This is a genomic window from Hyalangium ruber (assembly GCF_034259325.1).
GTDB lineage: Bacteria > Myxococcota > Myxococcia > Myxococcales > Myxococcaceae > Hyalangium_A > Hyalangium_A rubrum.
Window position 1 is genome coordinate 74,075 of the sequence record NZ_JAXIVS010000005.1, and the last position, 20,489, is coordinate 94,563.

The following is a 20,489-nucleotide window of genomic DNA, read 5'->3' on the forward strand; positions in this document are numbered from 1 at the left end:
GTGAGAATAGCTCCCTACGGGTGCTCTGACGTCGCGGGACGCTGATAGGGGAAGGAGGGCCAGTAACAGCCCTTCTTCCATTCGTACGAGCGCGGGCCACACGGGGGCTTCACATTCCCCAAGAGCACCCAGCATCCTCCATTCGCTTCGATCTCTGGCGGCTCACACGGAGGCTGGCGCTGACCTGGGAATGGGGTCTTCGGCATCTCCATGCCCAGCCCTTTCTTCCCTGGCTCGGGCATCTGCGCATGTCCTGTAGCTGTGGAGGCGACGTCTCCGAGGGCCGTTGTTCCTCCGTCCGCCTCGCCTCCAGCATGAGTGCCGCGCAACGCCTGGGCGGATCGTTCCTCGGGCACCTGGGGCTCGCCGCCCCAGTGGCTGACCACCAACAGCACACTCAGCGCTGTCGCACCGATCCAGCCCAGCCACGCCACTGCCGGGCGCCACTTCACAGGCTGCGCCATGCTGGTAACAGCTTCGCCACCCTGGCGACGCGTGATCGGCCGGTTCGCCTGCCGCCCCGCTGTCTTTGCCACGCGCTCCAGTGCTTGAGCGATCTGCGCCGCACTTCCGCGGGCCGTGGGCTCGTTCGCCAGCATCTGGCGGATGAGCGCCGCCAGTCCCGGGCACACCGTCACCAGCGACTCGGGAGCCATCCGCTCCGGTGGCGCCGGTTGGGGCGAATCCAGGGCCTCTTCCCACTCCAGGGCTTCCGGAGGGTAGCTGCCCGTCACCAGCCGGTACGCCATCACTCCCAGCGCGTACACGTCATCGGCCGGCCGTGCCTCGTAGCGCGCCGAGGTCCGGCGTCCGAAGCGCCACTGGAACAGCTGCGCCTCGGGGCTCCAGTAGCGCGGGGTGCCCGGAGGCATCACCGTGTGCGTGAGCACGCGCGCGCCCTGGTAACACCCCGAGCCGAAGTCCACCAGCACGGCCCGGCCGCCTCCGGCCACCAGCAAATTGTCCCCTTTTATGTCTCGATGCACGCCTTCCACCGCGTGAAGGGCCTCCAGCGCGCGGGCCACCTGGGCCAGGAGCTTCAGCGCCGAGCGAGAGGTGAGCCGCTGGTCTCGGGCCCACTCGTAGAGCGCTTCGCCTTCGACCCACTCCATGACCACGTAGGGGAAGCGCGCCCCATCCGGCGCCGTCCACTCCCCCGCGTCCAACAGCTTCGGCACGTGAGCGTGGTCGATGCGTGACAGCAGCTCCACTTCCCGCTCGAAGCGCTCGTCCATCGGATGGAGCGCCAGCTTCAGCGCAACGGTCCCGGTACCAGGTATCTCTGCCTTCTCGGCGCGGTAGAGGGCACCGTAGGCACCCTTGCGATGCACGCTCACCAACCGCCAGGGACCCACCTCGGTGCCAGGCCGCAGTGCTCCAGCATCCACCGGGTGGAACTTCTCCATGGGCTCCTCCTGGCTCGCACCGGGAGGCATTCCCAGTTGGAAGAAGGAACCCTACCTCATAGGGCACACACTCCGCGATGCGTACACGCCTTGCGGGTTGGCGGTTACCCACGAACACCTGTTCGGAAATGTCGGGACTTTTGTGGCGTAAAAAGTCCCGACATTTCCGAACAGCGGCCTGCCGTCGCTATGACGGTTCAGGAACGAGCGCGAACGCGCGGACCGGGAAGGTCCCCACACCGCTGAACTTCGGCGCCACGGAGAAGAAGCGGAAGCCCCTCGTGGGGAGCTGCTCCAGCCTCGTGAGGTGCTCCACGATCGGAATCCCCGCCCCCAGCAACCCCGTGTGCGCCGGCCGATCGCCCGCGGCGGTGTCGTCGATGTTGAGCGAGTCGATTCCCACCAGCACCGCGCCCTCCTTCACCAGCACCTGCGTGGCCTCCGCCGTCAGGAACGGATGGCCCGACCCATAAGCCTCGGTCCCGAAGTGTCGCGACCAGCCCGTCCGCACCAGCACCGCGCGCCCACGCACCGAGACTCCCGCGAACGCCTCCGCGTCGATGGCTCGCCCTCCCGGCGGCGCCTCCACGCACACGCCCTCCAGGTTCGCCGTCTGCTCGAGCGTGAGCTGGGACAGGTCGGCGCCGCGCTCCCACCGGTGGCTCGGCGCATCCATATAGGTCCCCGTGTTGGCCACCATCTCGATACGCGCGATGTGGAACGTCGTCCCCGACGCGTAGTGCGACCGCGAGGCCTCCCGGCTCAGGTGGTCCGTGACAACCGGCCCCGGAAGGCCAGGGTACGTCGTCATCCCCGGAGTGATGGTGTGGCTGAGATCGATCAGGCGCATCGCGCTTCCCTCCCTCCCGAAGCGTACCGAAGAGGAACCGCGTGCCCTCATGATTCGCGTACGGTAACCTGCGCCCCGCGATGACTCCTGATGCCCGGGCCGAGATGCAAGCGCGTGCCGAGCGCGCCCTGAGGCGCGGAGAACTGGCCGAGGCGGTGGCTCTCTACGAGGCGCTCGCCCGCGAGTTCCCCGACGACGGAGCGCTCGCGCAGAAGCTCGCCCTCCTCCGGGAGTCCCTCCAGCCCATGGAGCTCCACAGCCCCAAGGCCGCCGCTCCCAAGGAGGAACGCCTGCCGCTCGGTCCCTCTTCTCCCATCCAGGAAGGCGAGCGCCTCTTCGCGCTCGGAGACTACGCCGGGGCCGCCGCCGCCTACCGCCGTGCCCTCCAGGAGCGCCCCGACAACGAGCTCATCAAGGAGCGCCTCATCGAGCTCTACCGGCTCGCCCAGGCCGCCCCCGTCCATTCCCCCACGGACCGCGCCCTGCCCAAAGAGCCCGAGCCCCTGCTGCATGCCCTCCTGGACAGGGTGGCGGCCCGGCGCCGCCTCAAGCGGGACTGACCCTCCGCGTTCGCGCTCCTTATAAGGAGGGGGGACAGCCCGGACCCACCTTCGGCGCAGCGCACCATTCGCGCGTTGCGCACCTGGAGGGTGGCTCCTACAATCCCGCCCCGACGCCGCTGTCATAGGCGCCACCCTCTCCTCTGACACCCGCGTCCGACTTTATGCCCCGTCCCCTGCGACTTGGAGTCCTTACCGGCGGTGGAGACTGCCCCGGACTCAATGCGCTCATTCGCGGGCTCGTGAAGCGGGGCAGCCATGAGTTCGGCCACGAGTTCGTCGGCATCGAGAACGGGTACATGGGCCTGGTCGAGCCGAACCTCACTCGCCCCCTCTCCGAAGCGGACACCCGAGGCATCCTCCCCAAGGGCGGCACCATCCTCGGCACCTCCAACAAGGCCGATCCCTTCATCTACCCCGTGAAGGAGAACGGCCAGTGGGTGGAGAAGGACCTGTCCGATCAGGTGCTGCGCCGCGCGGAGGAGTTGAAGCTCGACGGGCTGATCGCCATCGGCGGGGACGGCACGCTGACCATCGGCCACATGCTCTCGAAGAAGGGGCTGCGCGTGGTCGGCTGCCCGAAGACGATCGACAACGACTTGTCCGGCACGGATCAGACCTTCGGCTTCGACACCGCGCGCGGCATCTGCACCGAGGCCATCGACCGGCTGCACTCCACCGCCGAGTCCCATGACCGCGTCATGGTGGTGGAGATCATGGGCCGCAACGCCGGCTTCCTCACGCTGGACAGCGGCATCGCCGGGGGCGCGGACGTCATCCTCATCCCGGAGATCCCCTACCGGGTGGAGCCCATCGTCGAGAAGATCCGCCGCCGCGCCACGCGCAAGCGCAGCTTCTCCATCATCGCCATCGCCGAGGGGGCCTACCCCGTGGGCGGCACCCTGGCCGTGGTGGAGAAGGCCCATGAGATCCCCGGCCGCGGCGTGGTGCGCCTGGGCGGCGCGGGCAAGGTGTGCGCGGACCTGCTGGCCAGCCACATCGAGGCGGAGATCCGCGTCACGGTGCTCGGCCACCTCCAGCGCGGCGGCACGCCCTCGGCGGCGGACCGGGTGCTGGCGACGCTCTACGGCTGCAAGGTGCTGGACCTGGTGCGCGACGGGCAGTGGGACCACATGGTGGCGCTGCGCAACGGGAAGATCGTCACCGCCTCGCTCTCCGAGTCGCGCAAGGAGCGTCGCGTGGATCCGACCGGCGAGACGGTGCGCTTCGCCAAGAGCATGGGGATCAGCTTTGGCGATTGAGTCGGGGGACGCCTGGACACGATGACGCTCGTCGGCCGCCAGATCGGGCGCTATCGCATCCTCGAGCAGCTGGGCTCGGGGGGCATGAGCGTCGTGTACAAGGGCCTGGACACCGCGCTGGATCGCGAGGTGGCGGTGAAGGTGCTGCACCCGCACCTGGCCGGCAGGGACGAGTCGCGCCGGCGCCTGGCCCGCGAGGCCAAGGCGGTGGCTCGCCTGCACCACCCCAACATCCTCGAGGTGTTCGACTTCTCCGCGGCCGACTCGCAGAACGCCTACATCGTCACCGAGTACATCCGCGGCCGCACGCTGCGGCAGTACCTGGACGAGGGCGGTCTGGAGCCGCCCGAGATCGCCGCGATGATCATCCACGAGCTGGCCGCGGCGCTCGCCCACGCGCACGAGGCCGGCGTCATCCACCGCGACCTGAAGCCCGAGAACGTCATGGTCCGCGAGGACGGCGTGCTCAAGCTGATGGACTTCGGCATCGCCAAGCTCCTGGAGACCGAGGAGCGGATGACCATCACCGGCACGCTGGTGGGCTCGCCGGCCCACATGGCTCCGGAGATCATCGAAGGCCTCGAGGCGGGCCCCGAGGCGGACGTCTTCTCGCTGGGCATCATGCTCTACGGCTTCGCCACCGGACGGCTGCCCTTCACCGCGTCCAACACCACGGCCACCCTCAAGCGCATCCTCGACGGCACCTACGAGGATCCGCGTCGGCGCGTGGCGTCGCTCTCGGATGAGCTGGCGGAGATCATCACCACCTGCCTGCAGCGCGACCGGCGCCACCGATACCCGCACGCGGGGAAGCTGCGCGACGCGCTGGCCGACTACCTCACCGGCCTCGGCTTCCCCCGCGTGAACGAGGAGCTGGCCTCCTTCTTCGTGGACCCGGACTCGTACAAGAAGGCCGCTCGCCAGCGCATCGTCGCCTCGCTGCTGGAGCGCAGCGAGCGCCTGCTGGCCGAGAAGCGCACCCCGCGCGCCCTGGCCAGCCTCAACCAGGTGCTCGCCCTGGACGGGCAGAACGCCCGCGCCCTGGCGATGCTCGACGGGCTCAACCGCGCCCGCCGCCGCCGACTGTGGATGAAGCGGGGCGTCCAGGCGGCCGTGACGCTCGCCGTCCTCGCCTCGCTCGGCACGGGCGGCTACTTCCTCTTCCGCTCGCGTCCGGGGCCCGCGACGCCCTCCGTACCGGACACGCCGCTGCCCACGAAGCCGCCGGAACCAGCGCCCACGCCGCGAAGCGGCGAGCCGGACCCCATCAACGCCCCGCTCCAGCCCCCTACCCCGCTCCCCGTCCCCGAGGAGACCGCGCCCCCGACGCCGGAGCCCTCGCCCGAGGAGTCCTCCACCGCACGGAAGCCGCCGCTCAAGCCCGAGGCCCCGCGTCCCGCGAAGGTGCATGTCTCCATCCTGGTGCGCCCCTACGGCGCCATCCAGGTGGACGACCTGGCCCCCAGCCCGCAGCCGCTGGCGCAGCACGATCTGGAGCTGGCCCCCGGCGCGCACACCGTCACCGTGCGCTGTGAGTGGTGCGAGGACGCGGTGGAGACCATCGACGTGGCGCCGGGCGCCGAGAACGTCTTCCGGCTGCGCGCCCAGCTCAAGCCCTCGCGGCTCTCCTTCGACTACCAGCCCGCCGAGGCCCAGGTGCGCATCAACGAGGAGCTGCGCACCGCGCGCGAGAGCATGGAGCGCCCCTTCGACATCCGCTCGCCCCGGGGTCCCGCCAGCTTCCAGCACCGCGTGGAGTACGAGGTGAGCTACCCAGGCTACCGCACCGAGAAACGCGTCGTGGCGGTCGAACCGGGCAAGCCCATCACCCTGCGCGGGAGCCTCGTCGCCGAATGAGCCGGGGCCTGCTGCCGCTGCTGCTCTACCTGTTGCCGGTGCTCCTGCTGGCACCCAGGGCCGCGCGCGCGCAGGACACGGACACGGAGATGGCCGCCATCCGCGCCAGCTTCGAGTATGGCAAGTACGCCGAGGTGCTCGAGCGCGCCGCGGCGCGGATCGATCGCGGCAGCCTGAGCGAGGAACAGCTCGCCGATCTGCACGAGCTGGCGGGCCTGGCGGCCTTCAACCTCCAGCGGACGAAGGACGCCGAGCGGCACTTCTCCGCGCTGCTGCGGCTGGACCCGGAGCGGAGCCTGGATCCGTTCGTGGTGCCTCCGCCGGCGGTGGCGTACTTCGACAAGCTCAAGCAGCAGATGGACTCGGAGCTGGACTTCCTCAGGCAGGAGCGGCGGCTGCGGCAGGAGCGCGCGCGCGTGGAGGCCGAGCGCCGCGAGCGCGAGCGGCTGGCCGCCGAGGAGCAGCGCCGCCGCGCCGAGTCCCTGGCCCGCCAGGTGACGGTGCGCACGGTGGAGAAGCGCAACTTCCTGGTGAACTTCGTCCCCTTCGGCGCGGGCCAGTTCCAGCAGGGCCGCAACAGCTTGGGCATCGTCTTCGCCGCCACCGAGGGCGCCCTGGCGGTCACCAGCGTCATCGCCTACTTCGCCTACGAGTCCCTCTTCGAGACGGCCACCGTCGAGGTGGACGACGTGCTCACCGAGACGGGCAAGGCCGTCTATACCCTGCGCTACATCCCCACCAACCGCTCGCGGCAGGCCGACACGTGGCGGCTCTTGAAGATCGGCGCGGCCACCGGCTTCTTCACCGTCTACGCGCTGGGCACGGCGGACGCGCTCTACCGCCACGAGGATCAGGTCACCCAGACCACCATCGAGGAGCGCCCCCCCGCGTCTCCTGCTACACCCAAGGAGAGCGGCCCCACGGCTCGCCTCCAGCTGTATCCCACTTCCGGCGGGCTCGGCGCCGGCCTCACCCTGACTTTCTAGCCGGGAGCCCTCCCAGGAACCTTATGGCCAGCCTCAACGTCCGCACCCCCGACGGAAGGGTCCGCTCGGTCCCCTTGCTCAAGCGCATCACCAGCATCGGGCGAGGGCCGGACAACGACGTGCAGCTCGAAGACCCCGCCGTGCCCGACAGCGCCCTGCACGTGCGCTTCGACGGCAGCCGCTACGAGGTGGGCAGCCTCGGGGCCACCTTCCAGATCAACGGCAAGAAGCGCGACTCGCACGTGCTGGCCTCGCAGGACGTCATCCGCGTGGGTGGCACCGAGCTGATCTTCGCCCGCGACGATGCCCCCGCTCCGCGCGCCGCTCCCCCGCCATCCTCGACCCCCTCGGCGGCCGAGGCGAGCTCCGACTCGCACACCGCGGAGCTGCCCGGCGTGCCCGGCCGCGAGCTGGTGATGCTGCGCCGGCTCACCACCTTCAGTGAGCGGCTGATGGGCAGCTATGACCTCGAGAAGATCCTCGAGAGCCTCATGGACGAGGCCATCGAGGTGACGCGCGCGGACAAGGGCTTCCTCATCCTCATGGAGAGCAACGAGCCGCGCGTGAAGGTGGCGCGCAACCTCTCGCGCGAGAACATCGAGGACGCGGTGGAGAAGCTGTCCGACTCCATCGTCGCCAAGGTGGTCAAGGAGCAGCGGCCGCTCATCCTCGCCGACGCCATCGACGCGCCCGAGTTCAAGGCGAGCGAGTCGGTGGTGAACCTCAAGGTCCACTCCGTCATGTGCGTGCCGCTGATGCACAAGGGAGACCTGTTCGGCCTCATCTACGTGGGCAACGACCGGCTGGTGAACCGCTTCGAGCCCAAGAGCCTGGACATGCTCACCATCTTCGGCGCCCAGGCCTCGCTGATTCTGCAGAACGCGATGTGGGTCAACGAGCTGAAGCTAGACAACACCGAGCTGCGCAAGAAGCTCGAGGACCAGCGCTACGGCGACATCGTCGGCTCCTGCCAGGGCATGAAGGACGTGTACAAGCGCATCGACAAGATCGCGCTCACGGACATCTCCGTGCTGATTACGGGCGAGACGGGCACCGGCAAGGAGCTGATCGCCCGGGAGATCCACCGACACTCGCCGCGCGCCAAGGGCCCCTTCGTCACCATCAACTGCGGCGCCATCCCCGAGAACCTGCTGGAGAGCGAGCTGTTCGGCCACGTGAAGGGCGCCTTCACCGGCGCGGTGGCCACCCGGGCCGGCAAGTTCCAGGCGGCCATCGGCGGCACGCTCTTCCTGGACGAGATCGGCGAGATGCCGCTGCAGCTCCAGGTGAAGTTGCTGCGCGCGCTGCAGGAGAAGGTCGTCTACAAGGTCGGAGACAACCGCGGTGAGCCGGTGGACATCCGCGTGGTGGCCGCGACGAACAAGATCCTCGAGGACGAGGTGAAGAAGAACACCTTCCGCGAGGACCTCTACTACCGGCTCAACGTCGTCACCCTGAAGCTGCCCCCGCTGCGCGAGCGCGGCGAGGACGTCATCGTCCTGGGCCGCTTCTTCCTCCAGAAGTACGCCAAGGAGTTCAGCTCCAAGGTGAAGGGCTTCACCCCCGCGGCCACCGTGGCCATGAAGAAGTACGCCTGGCCGGGCAACATCCGCGAGCTGGAGAACCGCCTGAAGAAGTCCGTGGTGCTGGCCGACAAGCCGCTGCTCGGGCCAGATGACCTGGACCTCAAGCCGGAGAACCTGGAGCCCATCATGCCCCTGCTCCAGGCGAAGGAAGAGTTCCAGAAGCGCTACATCAACGAGGTGCTCGCCCGGAACAACGGCAACCGCACCAAGACGGCCAAGGACCTGGGCGTGGACCCGCGCACCATCTTCCGCCACCTGGAGAAGATGGAGGCCGAGAAGACGGGCAAGCCCCTGCCCCCCGAGGAAGACGAGCTGCTGTAGGGCCGTGACGCCACTGTCACGGTCCGCCCCGAGCCTCGGCGTCCGACACCCGCGAACCTCCCGTGCTTCCTATGGAATCTTCCGCTACCCCGTTGGCCAAGGGATTGCTTGGACCTCTGCTGCGCTGGCTGGGGCTGGCATGGGTGGCGTGGGTGGCGGGCGGGTGCCTCATCCCCCAGGACGATACGTTGTTGGCGGAGCTGCCCCAGCGTCGCAACCGCCCCCCCCGCATCCTGGAGACGCAGGTGCAGCCCCTTCAACGCATCATCCAGGACTTCGGCACCAATGACCTGTGCGAGCTGGATTTCGCCGTCGCGGTCGAGGATCCCGACGTGGATGACCTCATCACCGTGAGCTGGTACCTGGACTACAACACCGAGAATCCCACCGGCTTCTACCGGGAGTTCCAGCTCACCAACAACGGCCAGCCCCAGCGGGGAGACCGGGCCACGCTGCGCATCAACCTGCGCGCGGCCAACAGCCCCCTGAGCGAGCCGGGCGTACACCTGGTGGAGGCCCTGGTGAGCGACGCGCGGCTGGTGAACCGCGAGCCGGAGCAGCGCCGCGTGCCCCTGGCGGACGGGGGCTTCCTCATCAACCCGGGCTACGTGGTGACCTACGCGTGGTTCGTGAGCACCGTGCGCGGAGACTGCCAATGAGGAGCATGCGAGCGGTCCTGCTGGCACTGGTCTGGGCAGGACTGGGACTCGGCGCCGGGTGCGCCTACCTGCCGGACGCCGCGGACCCGAGCCGCCTGGTGTGCCGCAGCGACGCCGAGTGCGCCGAGGGCCAGGTGTGCTTCGCCGACGGCTGCGGCGATCCGGGCCAGAACATCGTCGTCGAGGTCACCGCCAACCCGAAGAACGGCCTGCACGCGCAGGACTTCCCGGTGGAGAACCTCCGGCCGCAGCAGAACCTGCAGCTGTTCGGGCCCGCCACGCTCCAGGGCCAGGTGCGGCAGGAGACGCTGCTGCCCACCCCCGGCAACAACACCACCGCGTACTCGAACCGCGTCACCGTGAGCGCCTCGGGAGAGAGCCTGCTCATCCCCGGTGTGACGCGCCGCTACGAGGGCGTGCTGGTGCCGGACAACGGCGGCTATCAGCTCGCGGTGGGCGCGGGCCGCTTCTCCATCACCCTGCTCGCCTCGGAGCTGGAAGTGCCCCCCCGGGTCGACACCCGCGCGGTGGAGCCTGGCCAGAGCGTGGCGCTCGACTTCCTGCTGCCCGCCAAGGCCTCCCTCACCCGACTGACGGGCAAGGTGGTGCGCCAGGAGAACCTGCTGGTGGCCGCCGACCTGGAGGTCCAGGCGGTGGACGAGGCGCTGCGGCCCCTCTCCCAGCGCGTCCCGGTGGCGCGGGGCACCGGCGAGTTCAGCCTCGCGCTCGATCCCTCCGCCGCGCGGCTGGAGCACGTGCTCGTCCAGGTGACGGCGCCCCGCACCGAGGATCTGGTGCCGCAGAAGACGTTCACCGTGGACCCCCGCCCCGGCGTCACCACGCCGCTGGAGCTGGGCGACTACGGCGAGCCGGTGACGGTGCTGGGCCGCGTGTTGGACCGCGAGGGCAAGCCCGTGACGGAGGCCTCCGTGTACCTCCAGGGCAAGGTGGGCGGCGGCGGGCAGTTCCGCAGCCGCTCCGTACTCACCGGGACCGAGGGCCGCTTCGAGCTGCGCTCCCTGCCGAGCCACCCGGACACGCCGCTGACGCTCTATGTGGTGCCTCCGCCCGAGGCGGCCGCCGGCATCACCCTGCAGGCCACCCCCATTCCCCGGGGAGGCACCACCCTGCCCGACATCGTCTGCACCAACAAAGTCAGTGTGCAGGGCACGCTGCTGGGGCCAGACGGTCCGCCCGCGGCGGGCGCGCGCGTGGTGGCCGAGCCCGTGGGCCAGGTGAGCGGCTGGCCCCGCCCCGCGGTGGGCGTCGAGGCGGAGAGCCCCACCGACGAGAACGGCCTCTACACGCTGCGGCTGGATCCGGGCGAGTACCGCTTCGACTTCATCCCCGGTGAGAACCTGCCGCGCGTCAGCCGCTTCGTCACCGTGCTGCCCGCCGAAGTCCAGGTGCTGGCGCCCTTCACCCTCTCCAAGGGGCGCCGCGTCACCGGGCTGGTGAGCGTCCCCACCGAGAGGCTGCAGAACGCTCCCCCGGGCGCGGCCTACGCGTCCATCCGCTTCTTCCGCGTGGTGAACGTGGAGGGCAAACCCACCGCCGTGCTGCTCGCCCAGACGCTGGCCGACAGCGTGGGCAACTACGCGGCCACCCTGCCCACCCGCTGACCTCAGCGCTTGGGCAGCTCCACCAGCTCGAGCTGGTTGCCCCAAGGGTCCAGCACGTACTGGGTCCGCATCCCCGCCGCGGGCCCCACGGGGATGACGATGGGGCCCGCCATCACCCGCAGCTCGCGCGCGCGCAGGTAGGCCACCGCCGCCTCCAGGTTCTCCACCTGGAAGGCGATGTGGTGCCCGCCGAGATCGCAGTTGCGCGGCGGCGTGGTCCTCGCGTCCTTGGGCAGCTCGTACCGGAACAGCTCCAGCTTCAGCGTCGGGCCCAGCTGGAGCATGGCGAGGAACACCCGCGCGCCGGGCACGTTGACGTGCGCCTCTGTCCAGTCCCGCCCGTCCGGCATCCGCGGCAGCTCGGCCGCGTCGAAGGGCCCCAGCCGGAACAGCTCGGTGGCTCCGAAAGTCTCTGTGTAGAACTCCACGGCCTTGTCGAGATCCGGGACCGTCAGGGCCACGTGATCGACACGAGTGAAGCCGGGCAGCGCGCTCTTGCTCATGGGTGCATCCTCCCTGGGATGTGAGTCGCCGCAACCCTACTCCCTGGGTGGGCCTCTTGGCCAGGAGGAGCCCTCCCCGCGCGCGAACGGGTGGGGTACCTCGATGCTGCGAAGGGGTGCTAGCGCTGCGTGCGGTGGATCAGCTGGTTCAGCGGCTCGGTGGGGTTGAGCATGTAGCGAGCGCTCTCGGCCCCCACCACGGGCAGCTTCTTGTCATGGAGCAGCCCAGCCTGCAGGAGGATCGTCGCGTTGTCCCAGTACAGGTTCTCGGAGACGATCTTGTCGCCCTGCATGGTGACGATGACCACCATCGCGAACTCGATCTTCTTGCCCGTCGGCGGCACCCCGGGCAGCACCCAGTCCATGCGAATGTCATGGGTGAAGCGCAGCACGAGCTCGTCCACCACGCGCTCGCGGCCGATGGTGCGCGAGAGGGGAAGGATCTCCATGTCCGCGGGCAGCTGGTTGAGGAAGTACTTCGCGTAGAAGGTGCCCAGCTCCTCGGTGCCCTTGCCGCCCGTCATGTTCGGGACGATGACGACATGGGGGTTGCCCGTCATCGTCGACAGCGCCTCTTCAGGGCTCTTGTGGGTGAACTCCGCCTTCAGGTGGTTATCCCAGAGGCCACCCATCTGCTTCTCCGTGACCGGCAACGACTCACTCATGAACGACACCTTTCTTGAGACAACGAGAATTTCAGACCCCCAAGCGCAACAGCCCGCGCCTGAGTGCCCGCCGGAAGGTTAACAGCAGGACACGAGGGTCTCCGAGACGGCGCCTGTCTCCCCCTACCCCGTCTGCTGGGGATGCAAGATTCCGTCAGGGCAGACGGCCAGCCGCGGGGTTCTTGCGCGCGGTGACGAAAGCGTCCTGGAGCGCGTCCACGGCGCGACCGACCTCCAGGGCGTACTGCACCGCGTGGATGGTGTAGTGGTCCTGCACCTGATCCAGCCGGACGAAGACGGCGCGCAGCTCGGCGCGCTCACGCGAGCCCAGGGCGCACTGGCTCTCACGCTCCCGCAGCCGACTCAGCCACTGGGTGCGAAAGCTCATCCACTCCTGGTCGGCGTTGCTGGCGGGCACGGTGCGCACGAGCGTCTCGCGCTTGGTCTCCAGCTCCATCCACAGGGACTGCGCGCCCTCCAGACACTCTCGGAAGGACAGCACCTGCTCGGCGGGAGGCTGACGCTCGGGCGTCATCGCCGCCACGGAGTGCCCCACGTTCCAGGTGAGCCAGAGACAGAAGACCGTGGACAGGGCGATATGCACCCCGTACGCGGCGGCTCGAAAGGGACGGAAGCGGGGGTCTTTCCGGGGGTCGGCGTCAGACACGCACCCCTGGTCTTATGACCGAGGCAGGCGCATGGCAACGTCTGACTGATGCGGTAGGTAGGACGACAGGGGCGGGAGTCTCCCCCACCCCTGCCGGAATCACGGAATCGCGGGTGCGTGAAACCCAACACCCGCCCCTGTCCCGCTCCCCGAGAGGAGCGGGAACGACGCCACTAGCGGGGCGCCGGGGTGGCCGCGGCCGGAGGCGCCGGGGTCGGGGCCGGAGCCGCCGCCGCCGGAGTCGTGGGCTGCGGCGCGGGAGCCGCCACGGCGGGCGCGGGCACCGGAGCGGCAGCCGCCTCGGGGCCACCCATCTGGCGCTTCACCGAGTTGAGCCGGGCGCGCATCGCGCCGAGGTACTGGGTGGCCGGGTAGGACGCGATGGCGTCACGCACCGTCTCCAGCGCCTTATCGAGCTGGTGGGTCTCCTGGTACGACTGGGCCAGCAGCACCATGGCGTAGTCACGCGTCTTGGACTTCTTGTCGCCGTCCACGAAGCGGACCAGCAGCGGCACGGCCTTCTCGTGCTGGTTGGTGCTGTTGTACGCCGCGCCCAGGAAGAAGGAGGCGTCCAGCGCGTCGGCCTCGGTGGGGTTCATCGCCATGAAGCGCGCCAGGTCCTCCGCGGCGCCCTTCATGTCGTTGCGGCGGAAGGCGGCCTTGCCGCGCTCGAAGGCGGACTGGCCGATCTCCTTGCGCAGCAGCTCCGCCCGGTCGTTGAGCGCCTGGCGCTCCAGCCCGGACAGGCGCGTGGTGTCCAGCTTCACCAGGGCGTCGATGCCCTTGAGGCGCTCGTCACCCGGCAGCGTGGTCATCAGCTTGTAGACCTCGTTGGCGGAGCGCTGCGCGGTCTGGTTGGCGGCCACCTCGGCGCGCTGCTTCTCCAGCTGCGAGGTGAGCTCGGCGACGTTCTTCTCCAGCCGCTCGCGCTCGGCGCCCGCGGTGGAGGTGCGCGCGTTGCTGACCATCACCGCGCCGCCCACGACCAGGATGGCGAACAGGGCATAGGCGACGCCGGAGGAGATCCACTGCCGACGCTGGAAGTCCTCGTGGCGCTTGCCGACGGCCTTCACCTCGGCATGGAGGTTCTTCAGGAGGTTGTCGGTCTTGATGACGAGGTTGCGTGCCTCGATCACCTCCTTGCGGATCTCCGACAGTTCCTTGTCTACCTCGACGGGCTTCTGCTCAGTTGCCATGGACATCTTCCTGGTGGGTCCGGAAAGGACTTCGGCCGGCTCGCGCATTCGTAAAGTTCCCCTGACGGATCAACGTCTTTTCGGGAACCGGGAACAGGGCTGTGGGGCCCGCTCATTTCCGCCACGTCATCCCGGAGCAGGCAACGGGACGAGCGCTCGCGCGCTAGAAGGGGCGCTCCAGCGGGTTGCTCGGCTGGTGGGGGAAGTTGTACGTGACGCCCAGCGACACCCAGCTGCCCCCCGCGTTCAGGGAGCTGAAGCGCTGGTCGGGCTGCCCGACAGCGGCTCGGGCGAAGACGTGGCGGTACTCGACGCACAGGCCCCAGGTAGGGCTCAGGCGCAGGGTCGCTCCCGTGGCCACCGCCCACGTCTGGGAGAGCGTCTCTCGCACCTTCCCCCCGTCGAACTTGGTCGAGGCCAGCATCGGGCCGGTGAGCACGCCCAGGAAGGGCACCGTGCCGTGGGGTCCCAGGTCCCACCATGCCTGGTAGCGCATGCCGAGCAGCGCGCCGTAGGAGGTGGTGGTCAGCCGGGGCTGGTTGGTCAGATCGAACTGCTGGAGGGTGCCGAACAGGTCGATGCCGAGCTCGAGCGAGTCAGTGATCGAATACGCGAAGGTGCCAACCACGAGCGGCCCGAAGCGCGAGGGAGCCGCACGCGCCACGCCCGCGTTCTCCGGGCGCGCGTAGTAGCTGTCATAGAAGGTGTTGTTGAAGGCGAAGCGCCCGCCGACTTGGACGGAGATGCGGCTGCCCCCCTTGAGCGCGGAGCCGTCCTCGTCCTGGGCCAGGGCGGTGGAGGCGGCGAGGGTGAACAGGAGGCTGAGGAACGAACCGCGGGGCATCACGGGCCCTTTCGACGCAGGGCGATCTCGAGGAAGGTGGTCTGCTGGCGACACACGGAAGCGATGAGACAGCGCACCACGCACAACGCCCCGTACTCCCGGAGCACGAGGTTCAGGTTGGCCAGCACGTCCCGGAGGGTAATTACGCCTCGCATGCGCCCGTCCTCGCTTCTGCCCGAAGTGCTACAGGGGTGTGGCGCACCGTAACAGCGACCCTTGGAGCGTCAATTTTTCAGCGCGCGCGGCGCTCCAGCTCCAGCAGGGGCATCTCCAGCACCACCACGGTGCCGTGGCGGCACGTGGGGTGGAAGTCCGCCCCGTCCAGCTCTCCCAGCAGCGCGCGCAACTGCGCGTCCGTGAGCTTCGAGGCCGGGCCCTGGGCGGCGTGACAGGCCATCACCCGCAGGGCCTCGGCGAGCCCCACCGCATCCAGCGCGGTGCCGGGTGGCGGCAAAGCCTGCGCGAGCGCCTCCAGCAGCCCTCGGGGATCGGCCCCCTCCAGGCCGGGAGGCACCGCCTTGAGCGCGAAGCTGGTGCCACCGAAGGGCTCCACGTCGAAGCCCAGCCGGGCGAGCGCCTCACGTCCCCCCGTGAGCGCGCGGGCGGAGGGCACCGGCAGATCCACCGTGGTGCCGAAGAGCGAGGGCGCAGGGCCCGTCCCCTCCTCCAGCAGGCGGTGGAAGTCCATCAGCCGCGCCCGCTCCAGCGCCGCGTGCGGGTCCAGCACCACCAGCGTGCCACCGGGCCCCTCGCACACGTGGAAGCGCCCGCCGAGCAACCCCATGGGCCGCAGCGCCGCGAAGTAGCCGGGCGGCGGCGCCTCGTTGAGCAGCGGTAGGGCCTGGCCGAAGGCGGGCGCCCGGCCCATGGGCACCGGGAGCGGCGACGTAGCGGTGGAGGGCGCGTCCGCGGCCGAGGGCAGTGGCAGCGGCGCGCCCCAGGCGGCCTCCTGCGCGCGGGTGAGGAAGCGCTCCACGGCGTGGGCGTAGTGGGCGGCCTGGCGCTGGGGGTCGAACTCCGGGGGCGCGGAGCCGAGCCAGGGCGCGGCCCGGAGCGTGCGGACGACGGCGGCGAGCACCGCGTCGTACACGCCGCGCGAGTCGGAGAAGCGCACCTCGAGCTTCTGCGGATGAACGTTCACGTCCACCGCGTGCGGCTCCACGTCGATGAAGAGCACCACCAGCGGCTGGCGCCCGGACGGCAGGTACTCCTGATAGCCGCGCTGGATGGCGCCGATGAGCCCCCGGTCCCGCACGTAGCGGTGGTTGACGAAGGTGTAGATGCCGCGCGCGGTGGGCAGCGTGTACTCGGGCGAGGCGATGTGGCCGGTGACGGTGATGCCCAGCCGCCGCTCCTCCACGGGGAACAGGTGCGGGTACACGTCATTGCCGAGCGCCGCGGCGATGCGCTCGGTCGGATCTCCCGGGCAGGCCGGGCTGGTGAACAGCGGCAGGCCGCCGTGCTCCACGAGGAAGGAGACCTCGGGGTGGGCCAGGGCGATGCGGATGACCGCCTCCTCCACGTGCTTGAGCTCCGTCTCGCCCCGGCGCATGAACTTCAGCCGGGCGGGCGTGTTGTAGAAGAGGTCCTCCACCGTCATCACCGTGCCCACGCGGGGCGGCGCGTCCTCCACCTGGGGCGGCGAGCCCCCCTCCACCGTCACCCGCGTGCCCACCTGCGCGTCGGGCTCGGCGGTGTGCAGGGTGAAGCGCGACACGGCGGCGATGGCCGGCAGCGCCTCGCCCCGGAAGCCCTTGCTGGCCAGCGTCTGCAGATCGTCCAGTTGTCGAAGCTTGCTGGTGGCGTGGCGCTCCAGGCACAGCAGCGCGTCCTGCCGCCCCATGCCGTGGCCATCGTCCGAGATGACGATGCGCTGCAGGCCTCCGCCCTCGAGCGCCACCTGCACCGTGCGGGAGCCGGCGTCGAGCGAGTTCTCCACCAGCTCCTTCACCACGGAGGCCGGGCGTTCCACCACCTCGCCGGCGGCGATCTTGTTGATGAGGTCGTCACTGAGTCGAGCGATGCGAGCCATGGGAGCGACTTCAGCCTCTCAGGGTAGTGCGCCGTGCGCAACACCTGGGACGTTGGCCAGGGAAAGGCTGACAATTCTCCAGTTCTTAGCTAACACGCTGGGCTCCGATGGATGCGACCCATGCAGGCAAGAGGGGGCTGCGCGTCGCCGTGACCGGCGCCAGTGGGGACTTCGGCAAGCTGCTGATGCCGCTGCTGGAGCAGGATCCGGCCGTGGCGAGCGTGCTCGTCCTGGACGTGGCCCGTCCCGAGGGCTCCAAGGTGGATTACCACCGGGTGGACCTCACGCGCCACGACGCCGAGAGCGAGCTGACCGAGGCGCTCTCCGAACAGCCCGTGGACGTGCTCTACCACCTGGCCTTCTCGTACGGGGCCATGCGCAACGGCTCGCTGGCGCATGAGCTGGAGGTGGCCGGCACCATCAACGTGCTGGCGGCGGCGGGACGCGTGAAGCTGCCCCGGCTGGTGGTGCCCTCGCTCACCGCCGTGTACGGCGCGCGGGGCCAGCACCCTGCCCTGCTGCGCGAGGAGGCGCAGCTGTGGGGCTGCCCCCAGAGCCGCTTCGTCACCGACAAGGTGCAGGTGGAGGGCCAGGTGCGCGCCTTCCGCGAACGCAACCCCGACACGCGGGTGCTGGTGCTGCGCTTCGCGCCCGTGCTCGGCCCCTCGGTGGACAACCCGGCCTCGCGGATGCTCAAGCGCTCCGTGGTGCCCACGCTGTTGGGGTTCGATCCGCTCTGGCAGGCCATCCACGAGGAGGACGCCGCGCGGGCGCTGCACCTGGCGCTGCGGGCGGAGGCCTCGGGCGAGTTCAACATCGTGGGCCAGGGCGTGCTGCCGTTGTCGGGGCTCATCCGCCAGGCGGGCTCGCGGCCGCTGCCCCTGCCAGGGCCGCTGTACCGGGCCGCGCTGCACGCACTGGAGGCGGTGGGCGCGGCCGGAGCGGCGGGATTGCCCATCGCCCTGCTCGACTACATCCATTACAGCTGGGTCGCGGACGGCGAGCAGGCCGAGTCCGCGCTCGGTTTCATTCCCATCCATCACGCGCGGGATGCCGCCGCGGCGCTGAGGAGGAGCTGAGTCATGGCCACCAAGGGTGTGCTCGGGAACGATCCGTTCCAGAGGGGCGCCGCGCAGCGCTCCGACGAGCCCCAGTCGTCCGAAGCTCCCGAGCCCGCGCAGGCCTCGAAGAAGGCGAAGGCCCCGGCCGGTAAGACGGCGAAGAAGGCCGCGCCCACCGGTGGCAAGAAGGCGGCGGCGAAGAAGGCCGCGCCCGAGAAGAAGGCCGCGCCCGCCAAGGGCCGCAAGGCGGGCGGAGGCAAGGAGGAGACGAACCGGCTCCGGGAGCCCGCCGCGCCCCAGACACCACGTCGCCGTCCTCCCTCGCGCGTGCCGGTAGTGGCGGAGTCTCCGAAGGACACGCTGCCCCGCACGCCAGAGGAGCAGGAGGTGGATCAGGTGCTGGCCTCTGCCACGGCCATGGAGGCCGCCGAAGCCGCCGCTGAAGCCGCCGCCGAGGTCGCGGTGGAGACGATGCGATCGATCCAGACGCAGCAGGGCGCGTCGGTGGCGCCCCGGGGCTCGCTGGAGGACACCTGGAACCGGGAGCTGGCCACCGCCGTGGTGGCCGAGGCCGCCGAAGCCGCCGCCGAGGCCATCATCGAGGCAGCGCTCGCGCCCCAGGAAGAGCGGACGCAGCTCAGCTCGGCGTTCGAGGAGGAGCTGCCCTCCAGCAACTCCGCCGAGAGGACGGTCATCGACACGGCCTACGCCCTGTCGGAGGAGGAGGATTCGGAGGGCGTCGACACCGCGGGAGTGCAGGCGGAAGCCGAGGTGGAGCTGCCAGACGGGGGCGAGGACGAGTATCCGCCCGAGCGTGCGGTGCCGCTGTCCCTGGTGCCTCCTCCGGAGGATCGGGAGACGGCCCGGGAGCCCTTCTTCACGGATCAGGCGGGCGCGGAGTCGGAGCCGTCGATGCCCCGCTCGGTGGGCGTGTTCTCGATGGCCAAGGAGATCGCCATCCAGGCGCTCGCGAGCGCGTCGGTGGGCCGGGCGATGGGCGCGGCGCAGGGGCTGGTGGGCGCGGTGCGCGCGGGGCTGGGCACGGCCGGCAGCACGTCGCTGGATGAGTACGGGCGGGACTCGGAGCTGGTGACCGGGCTCCAGCCGCTGATGGACTTCCTGTACGAGCGTTACTGGCGAGTGTCGGTGCAGGGGGTGGAGCAGGTTCCTTCGGGAGGGGCCATCCTGGTGGCGAACCACTCGGGGGCGCTGCCCTTCGACGGGCTGGTGGCGGCGATGACGCTGCTGCGCGAGCGACCGGATCTACGAGAGCCGCGCTGGCTGGTGGAAGACCAGGTCTTCCACGCGCCGATGCTGGGGACGCTCTTCAACCGCCTGGGGGCGGTGCGGGCCTGCCCGGAGAACGCGGTGCGGTTGCTGGACGAGCAGCGCCCGGTGCTGGTGTTCCCCGAGGGCTACCAGGGGCTGAGCAAGCCGTTCGCGCAGCGCTACCAGCTCAAGCGCTTCGGGCGCGGCGGCTTCGTGAAGCTGGCGCTGCGCACGGGAGCGCCCATCATCCCGGTGGCGATCGTGGGCGCCGAGGAGACATCTCCGCTGTTGGGGCGAATCCCGGCGGGCTTCCTGGGTGTGCCGTACCTGCCGCTGACGGGCCCGGTGCCGCTGCCGGCCAAGTGGACGCTGCGCTTCGGGGAGCCGATCTCCGTGGATGCGCTGGGTCCCGAGGACGCGGACGATCTGGCGGCGGTGCAGCGCCTGACGGAGCGCACGCGCGAGTCCATCCAGGGGATGATTCAAGCGCTGCTGCGCGAGCGCCGCTCGGTTTTCGCGGGCTGAGGGGCTACTCGGCTGCGCCGTCGATGATCTTCTTGGCGGTGGAGAACGAGAAGCCGGCACGGGCCAGGGCAGCGAGGTCTCGCTGCCGGTTCTCCTGCCGGGTGGCGGCATCGCGCCGGAAGGGCCCCAGGCGCTTTTTGCGGGCCCAGATGCGGGCGGCCACGTCCTCGGACACCTCGGCGGTGACCTGGGCTAGCTTCTGAGTGACGAGCTCAGCGGCGACGCCCTTCATCCGCAGCTTCTGGGCAATCACCCGAGCGCTCCGGCCGGAGGAGCGCAGCGACTGCGCCTTCATCTCGGCGTAGGCCTGGTCATTGATGAGCCCGCCACGGACGAGCTTCTCGGTGAGCGCGTCCACCCAGCCAAGCGCCTCGGTGCGGTCGCCCCCGTGGACGCGGAGGGAGCGGTCCACCTTGCGCATGAGCACACGCTTGAGCTGACTCACGGTCGCCGCGTAGCGCTTCAGGTAGTGGAGCGCGGCATTCTCCAGATAACGCGGAGACACCTTCCGAGGCTTCTTCGGCCCCTTGGGCTTGTCCCTTTGTTCCTTCGGCTCATCCATGGAGCCTCGTGTGTAGCACCCCCGTCCGACCTGCGGAGTACCTTCGAAGTCGCCCG

The 20,489-nt window shown here is 69.9% G+C and carries 19 protein-coding genes; 9 read left to right on the top strand and 10 right to left on the bottom strand.

Annotated elements, in window-relative coordinates; translation table 11 throughout:
- Positions 1–14: 14 nt before the first annotated feature.
- On the bottom strand, positions 15–1,406 hold the full coding sequence (locus tag SYV04_RS15875; protein ID WP_321546623.1) for a serine/threonine-protein kinase: 1,392 nt from the start codon (positions 1,404–1,406) through the stop codon (positions 15–17).
- Between the two features lie 187 nt (positions 1,407–1,593).
- Complete coding sequence (locus SYV04_RS15880) at positions 1,594–2,256, bottom strand: cyclase family protein (protein WP_321546624.1); 663 nt, start codon at positions 2,254–2,256, stop codon at positions 1,594–1,596.
- An 80-nt stretch (positions 2,257–2,336) separates the two neighbouring features.
- On the opposite strand from SYV04_RS15880, the gene SYV04_RS15885 reads away from it, so the two are divergent.
- From SYV04_RS15885 to SYV04_RS15915, 7 genes are all read left to right on the top strand, one after another.
- Positions 2,337–2,816 (top strand): tetratricopeptide repeat protein, encoded by a 480-nt coding sequence (locus SYV04_RS15885; RefSeq protein WP_321546625.1) that lies wholly within the window; start codon positions 2,337–2,339, stop codon positions 2,814–2,816.
- Positions 2,817–2,980: 164 nt separating this feature from the next.
- Entirely contained in the window at positions 2,981–4,078 is a 1,098-nt protein-coding gene (locus tag SYV04_RS15890) for a 6-phosphofructokinase (RefSeq protein ID WP_321546626.1), read from the top strand.
- Between the two features lie 21 nt (positions 4,079–4,099).
- On the top strand, positions 4,100–5,935 hold the full coding sequence (locus SYV04_RS15895) for a protein kinase domain-containing protein (protein WP_321546627.1): 1,836 nt from the start codon (positions 4,100–4,102) through the stop codon (positions 5,933–5,935).
- Complete coding sequence (locus tag SYV04_RS15900; protein ID WP_321546628.1) at positions 5,932–6,921, top strand: hypothetical protein; 990 nt, start codon at positions 5,932–5,934, stop codon at positions 6,919–6,921. The genes SYV04_RS15895 and SYV04_RS15900 overlap by 4 nt, the downstream gene beginning before the upstream one ends.
- 23 nt (positions 6,922–6,944) lie before the next feature.
- Positions 6,945–8,828 (top strand): sigma 54-interacting transcriptional regulator, encoded by a 1,884-nt coding sequence (locus SYV04_RS15905; protein WP_321546629.1) that lies wholly within the window; start codon positions 6,945–6,947, stop codon positions 8,826–8,828.
- Between the two features lie 71 nt (positions 8,829–8,899).
- The gene (locus SYV04_RS15910; protein ID WP_321546630.1) at positions 8,900–9,487 is read left to right on the top strand and encodes a hypothetical protein; all 588 of its coding nucleotides are present in this window, start codon (positions 8,900–8,902) and stop codon (positions 9,485–9,487) included.
- Entirely contained in the window at positions 9,484–11,109 is a 1,626-nt protein-coding gene (locus SYV04_RS15915; protein ID WP_321546631.1) for a peptidase associated/transthyretin-like domain-containing protein, read from the top strand. Before SYV04_RS15910 ends, SYV04_RS15915 begins: the two co-directional genes overlap by 4 nt.
- 2 nt (positions 11,110–11,111) lie before the next feature.
- On the opposite strand, the gene SYV04_RS15920 is transcribed toward SYV04_RS15915, so the two are convergent.
- The 7 genes from SYV04_RS15920 to mutL all read right to left on the bottom strand — a co-directional run bounded on the left by SYV04_RS15920 (position 11,112) and on the right by mutL (position 17,016).
- A complete protein-coding gene (locus SYV04_RS15920) occupies positions 11,112–11,612 on the bottom strand; it encodes a VOC family protein (protein ID WP_321546632.1) in 501 nt (166 codons plus the stop codon).
- A 119-nt stretch (positions 11,613–11,731) separates the two neighbouring features.
- Positions 11,732–12,277 (bottom strand): ester cyclase, encoded by a 546-nt coding sequence (locus SYV04_RS15925; protein WP_321546633.1) that lies wholly within the window; start codon positions 12,275–12,277, stop codon positions 11,732–11,734.
- Positions 12,278–12,431: 154 nt separating this feature from the next.
- Complete coding sequence (locus SYV04_RS15930; protein ID WP_321546634.1) at positions 12,432–12,944, bottom strand: hypothetical protein; 513 nt, start codon at positions 12,942–12,944, stop codon at positions 12,432–12,434.
- A gap of 173 nt (positions 12,945–13,117) precedes the next feature.
- On the bottom strand, positions 13,118–14,140 hold the full coding sequence (locus SYV04_RS15935) for a tetratricopeptide repeat protein (RefSeq protein ID WP_321546635.1): 1,023 nt from the start codon (positions 14,138–14,140) through the stop codon (positions 13,118–13,120).
- Positions 14,141–14,303: 163 nt separating this feature from the next.
- The gene (locus tag SYV04_RS15940) at positions 14,304–14,984 is read right to left on the bottom strand and encodes a ligand-gated ion channel (RefSeq protein WP_321546636.1); all 681 of its coding nucleotides are present in this window, start codon (positions 14,982–14,984) and stop codon (positions 14,304–14,306) included.
- On the bottom strand, positions 14,984–15,139 hold the full coding sequence (locus SYV04_RS15945; protein WP_321546637.1) for a hypothetical protein: 156 nt from the start codon (positions 15,137–15,139) through the stop codon (positions 14,984–14,986). The genes SYV04_RS15940 and SYV04_RS15945 overlap by 1 nt, the downstream gene beginning before the upstream one ends.
- 77 nt (positions 15,140–15,216) lie before the next feature.
- Positions 15,217–17,016 (bottom strand): DNA mismatch repair endonuclease MutL, encoded by a 1,800-nt coding sequence (mutL, locus tag SYV04_RS15950; protein WP_321546638.1) that lies wholly within the window; start codon positions 17,014–17,016, stop codon positions 15,217–15,219.
- Between the two features lie 107 nt (positions 17,017–17,123).
- On the opposite strand from mutL, the gene SYV04_RS15955 reads away from it, so the two are divergent.
- Both SYV04_RS15955 and SYV04_RS15960 read left to right on the top strand, forming a co-directional pair.
- The gene (locus SYV04_RS15955) at positions 17,124–18,095 is read left to right on the top strand and encodes an SDR family oxidoreductase (protein WP_321546639.1); all 972 of its coding nucleotides are present in this window, start codon (positions 17,124–17,126) and stop codon (positions 18,093–18,095) included.
- Positions 18,096–18,098: 3 nt separating this feature from the next.
- The gene (locus SYV04_RS15960; protein WP_321546640.1) at positions 18,099–19,871 is read left to right on the top strand and encodes a lysophospholipid acyltransferase family protein; all 1,773 of its coding nucleotides are present in this window, start codon (positions 18,099–18,101) and stop codon (positions 19,869–19,871) included.
- Positions 19,872–19,875: 4 nt separating this feature from the next.
- Here the strand turns inward: SYV04_RS15960 and SYV04_RS15965 are convergent, their stop codons facing one another.
- Positions 19,876–20,433 carry a regulatory protein RecX gene (locus SYV04_RS15965; RefSeq protein ID WP_321546641.1) on the bottom strand — a complete coding sequence of 186 codons (558 nt, stop codon included), beginning with the start codon at positions 20,431–20,433 and terminating at the stop codon, positions 19,876–19,878.
- Positions 20,434–20,489 lie beyond the last annotated feature (56 nt).

Bases quoted from the DNA above. Each gene is read 5' to 3' on its own strand.
- SYV04_RS15875 (WP_321546623.1), bottom strand. From the start codon at position 1,406: ATGGAGAAGTTCCACCCGGTGGATGCTGGAGCACTGCGGCCTGGCACC.
- SYV04_RS15880 (WP_321546624.1), bottom strand. From the start codon at position 2,256: ATGCGCCTGATCGATCTCAGCCACACCATCACTCCGGGGATGACGACG.
- SYV04_RS15885 (WP_321546625.1), top strand. From the start codon at position 2,337: ATGACTCCTGATGCCCGGGCCGAGATGCAAGCGCGTGCCGAGCGCGCC.
- SYV04_RS15890 (WP_321546626.1), top strand. From the start codon at position 2,981: ATGCCCCGTCCCCTGCGACTTGGAGTCCTTACCGGCGGTGGAGACTGC.
- SYV04_RS15895 (WP_321546627.1), top strand. From the start codon at position 4,100: ATGACGCTCGTCGGCCGCCAGATCGGGCGCTATCGCATCCTCGAGCAG.
- SYV04_RS15900 (WP_321546628.1), top strand. From the start codon at position 5,932: ATGAGCCGGGGCCTGCTGCCGCTGCTGCTCTACCTGTTGCCGGTGCTC.
- SYV04_RS15905 (WP_321546629.1), top strand. From the start codon at position 6,945: ATGGCCAGCCTCAACGTCCGCACCCCCGACGGAAGGGTCCGCTCGGTC.
- SYV04_RS15910 (WP_321546630.1), top strand. From the start codon at position 8,900: ATGGAATCTTCCGCTACCCCGTTGGCCAAGGGATTGCTTGGACCTCTG.
- SYV04_RS15915 (WP_321546631.1), top strand. From the start codon at position 9,484: ATGAGGAGCATGCGAGCGGTCCTGCTGGCACTGGTCTGGGCAGGACTG.
- SYV04_RS15920 (WP_321546632.1), bottom strand. From the start codon at position 11,612: ATGAGCAAGAGCGCGCTGCCCGGCTTCACTCGTGTCGATCACGTGGCC.
- SYV04_RS15925 (WP_321546633.1), bottom strand. From the start codon at position 12,277: ATGAGTGAGTCGTTGCCGGTCACGGAGAAGCAGATGGGTGGCCTCTGG.
- SYV04_RS15935 (WP_321546635.1), bottom strand. From the start codon at position 14,140: ATGGCAACTGAGCAGAAGCCCGTCGAGGTAGACAAGGAACTGTCGGAG.
- SYV04_RS15940 (WP_321546636.1), bottom strand. From the start codon at position 14,984: ATGCCCCGCGGTTCGTTCCTCAGCCTCCTGTTCACCCTCGCCGCCTCC.
- SYV04_RS15945 (WP_321546637.1), bottom strand. From the start codon at position 15,139: ATGCGAGGCGTAATTACCCTCCGGGACGTGCTGGCCAACCTGAACCTC.
- mutL (WP_321546638.1), bottom strand. From the start codon at position 17,016: ATGGCTCGCATCGCTCGACTCAGTGACGACCTCATCAACAAGATCGCC.
- SYV04_RS15955 (WP_321546639.1), top strand. From the start codon at position 17,124: ATGGATGCGACCCATGCAGGCAAGAGGGGGCTGCGCGTCGCCGTGACC.
- SYV04_RS15960 (WP_321546640.1), top strand. From the start codon at position 18,099: ATGGCCACCAAGGGTGTGCTCGGGAACGATCCGTTCCAGAGGGGCGCC.
- SYV04_RS15965 (WP_321546641.1), bottom strand. From the start codon at position 20,433: ATGGATGAGCCGAAGGAACAAAGGGACAAGCCCAAGGGGCCGAAGAAG.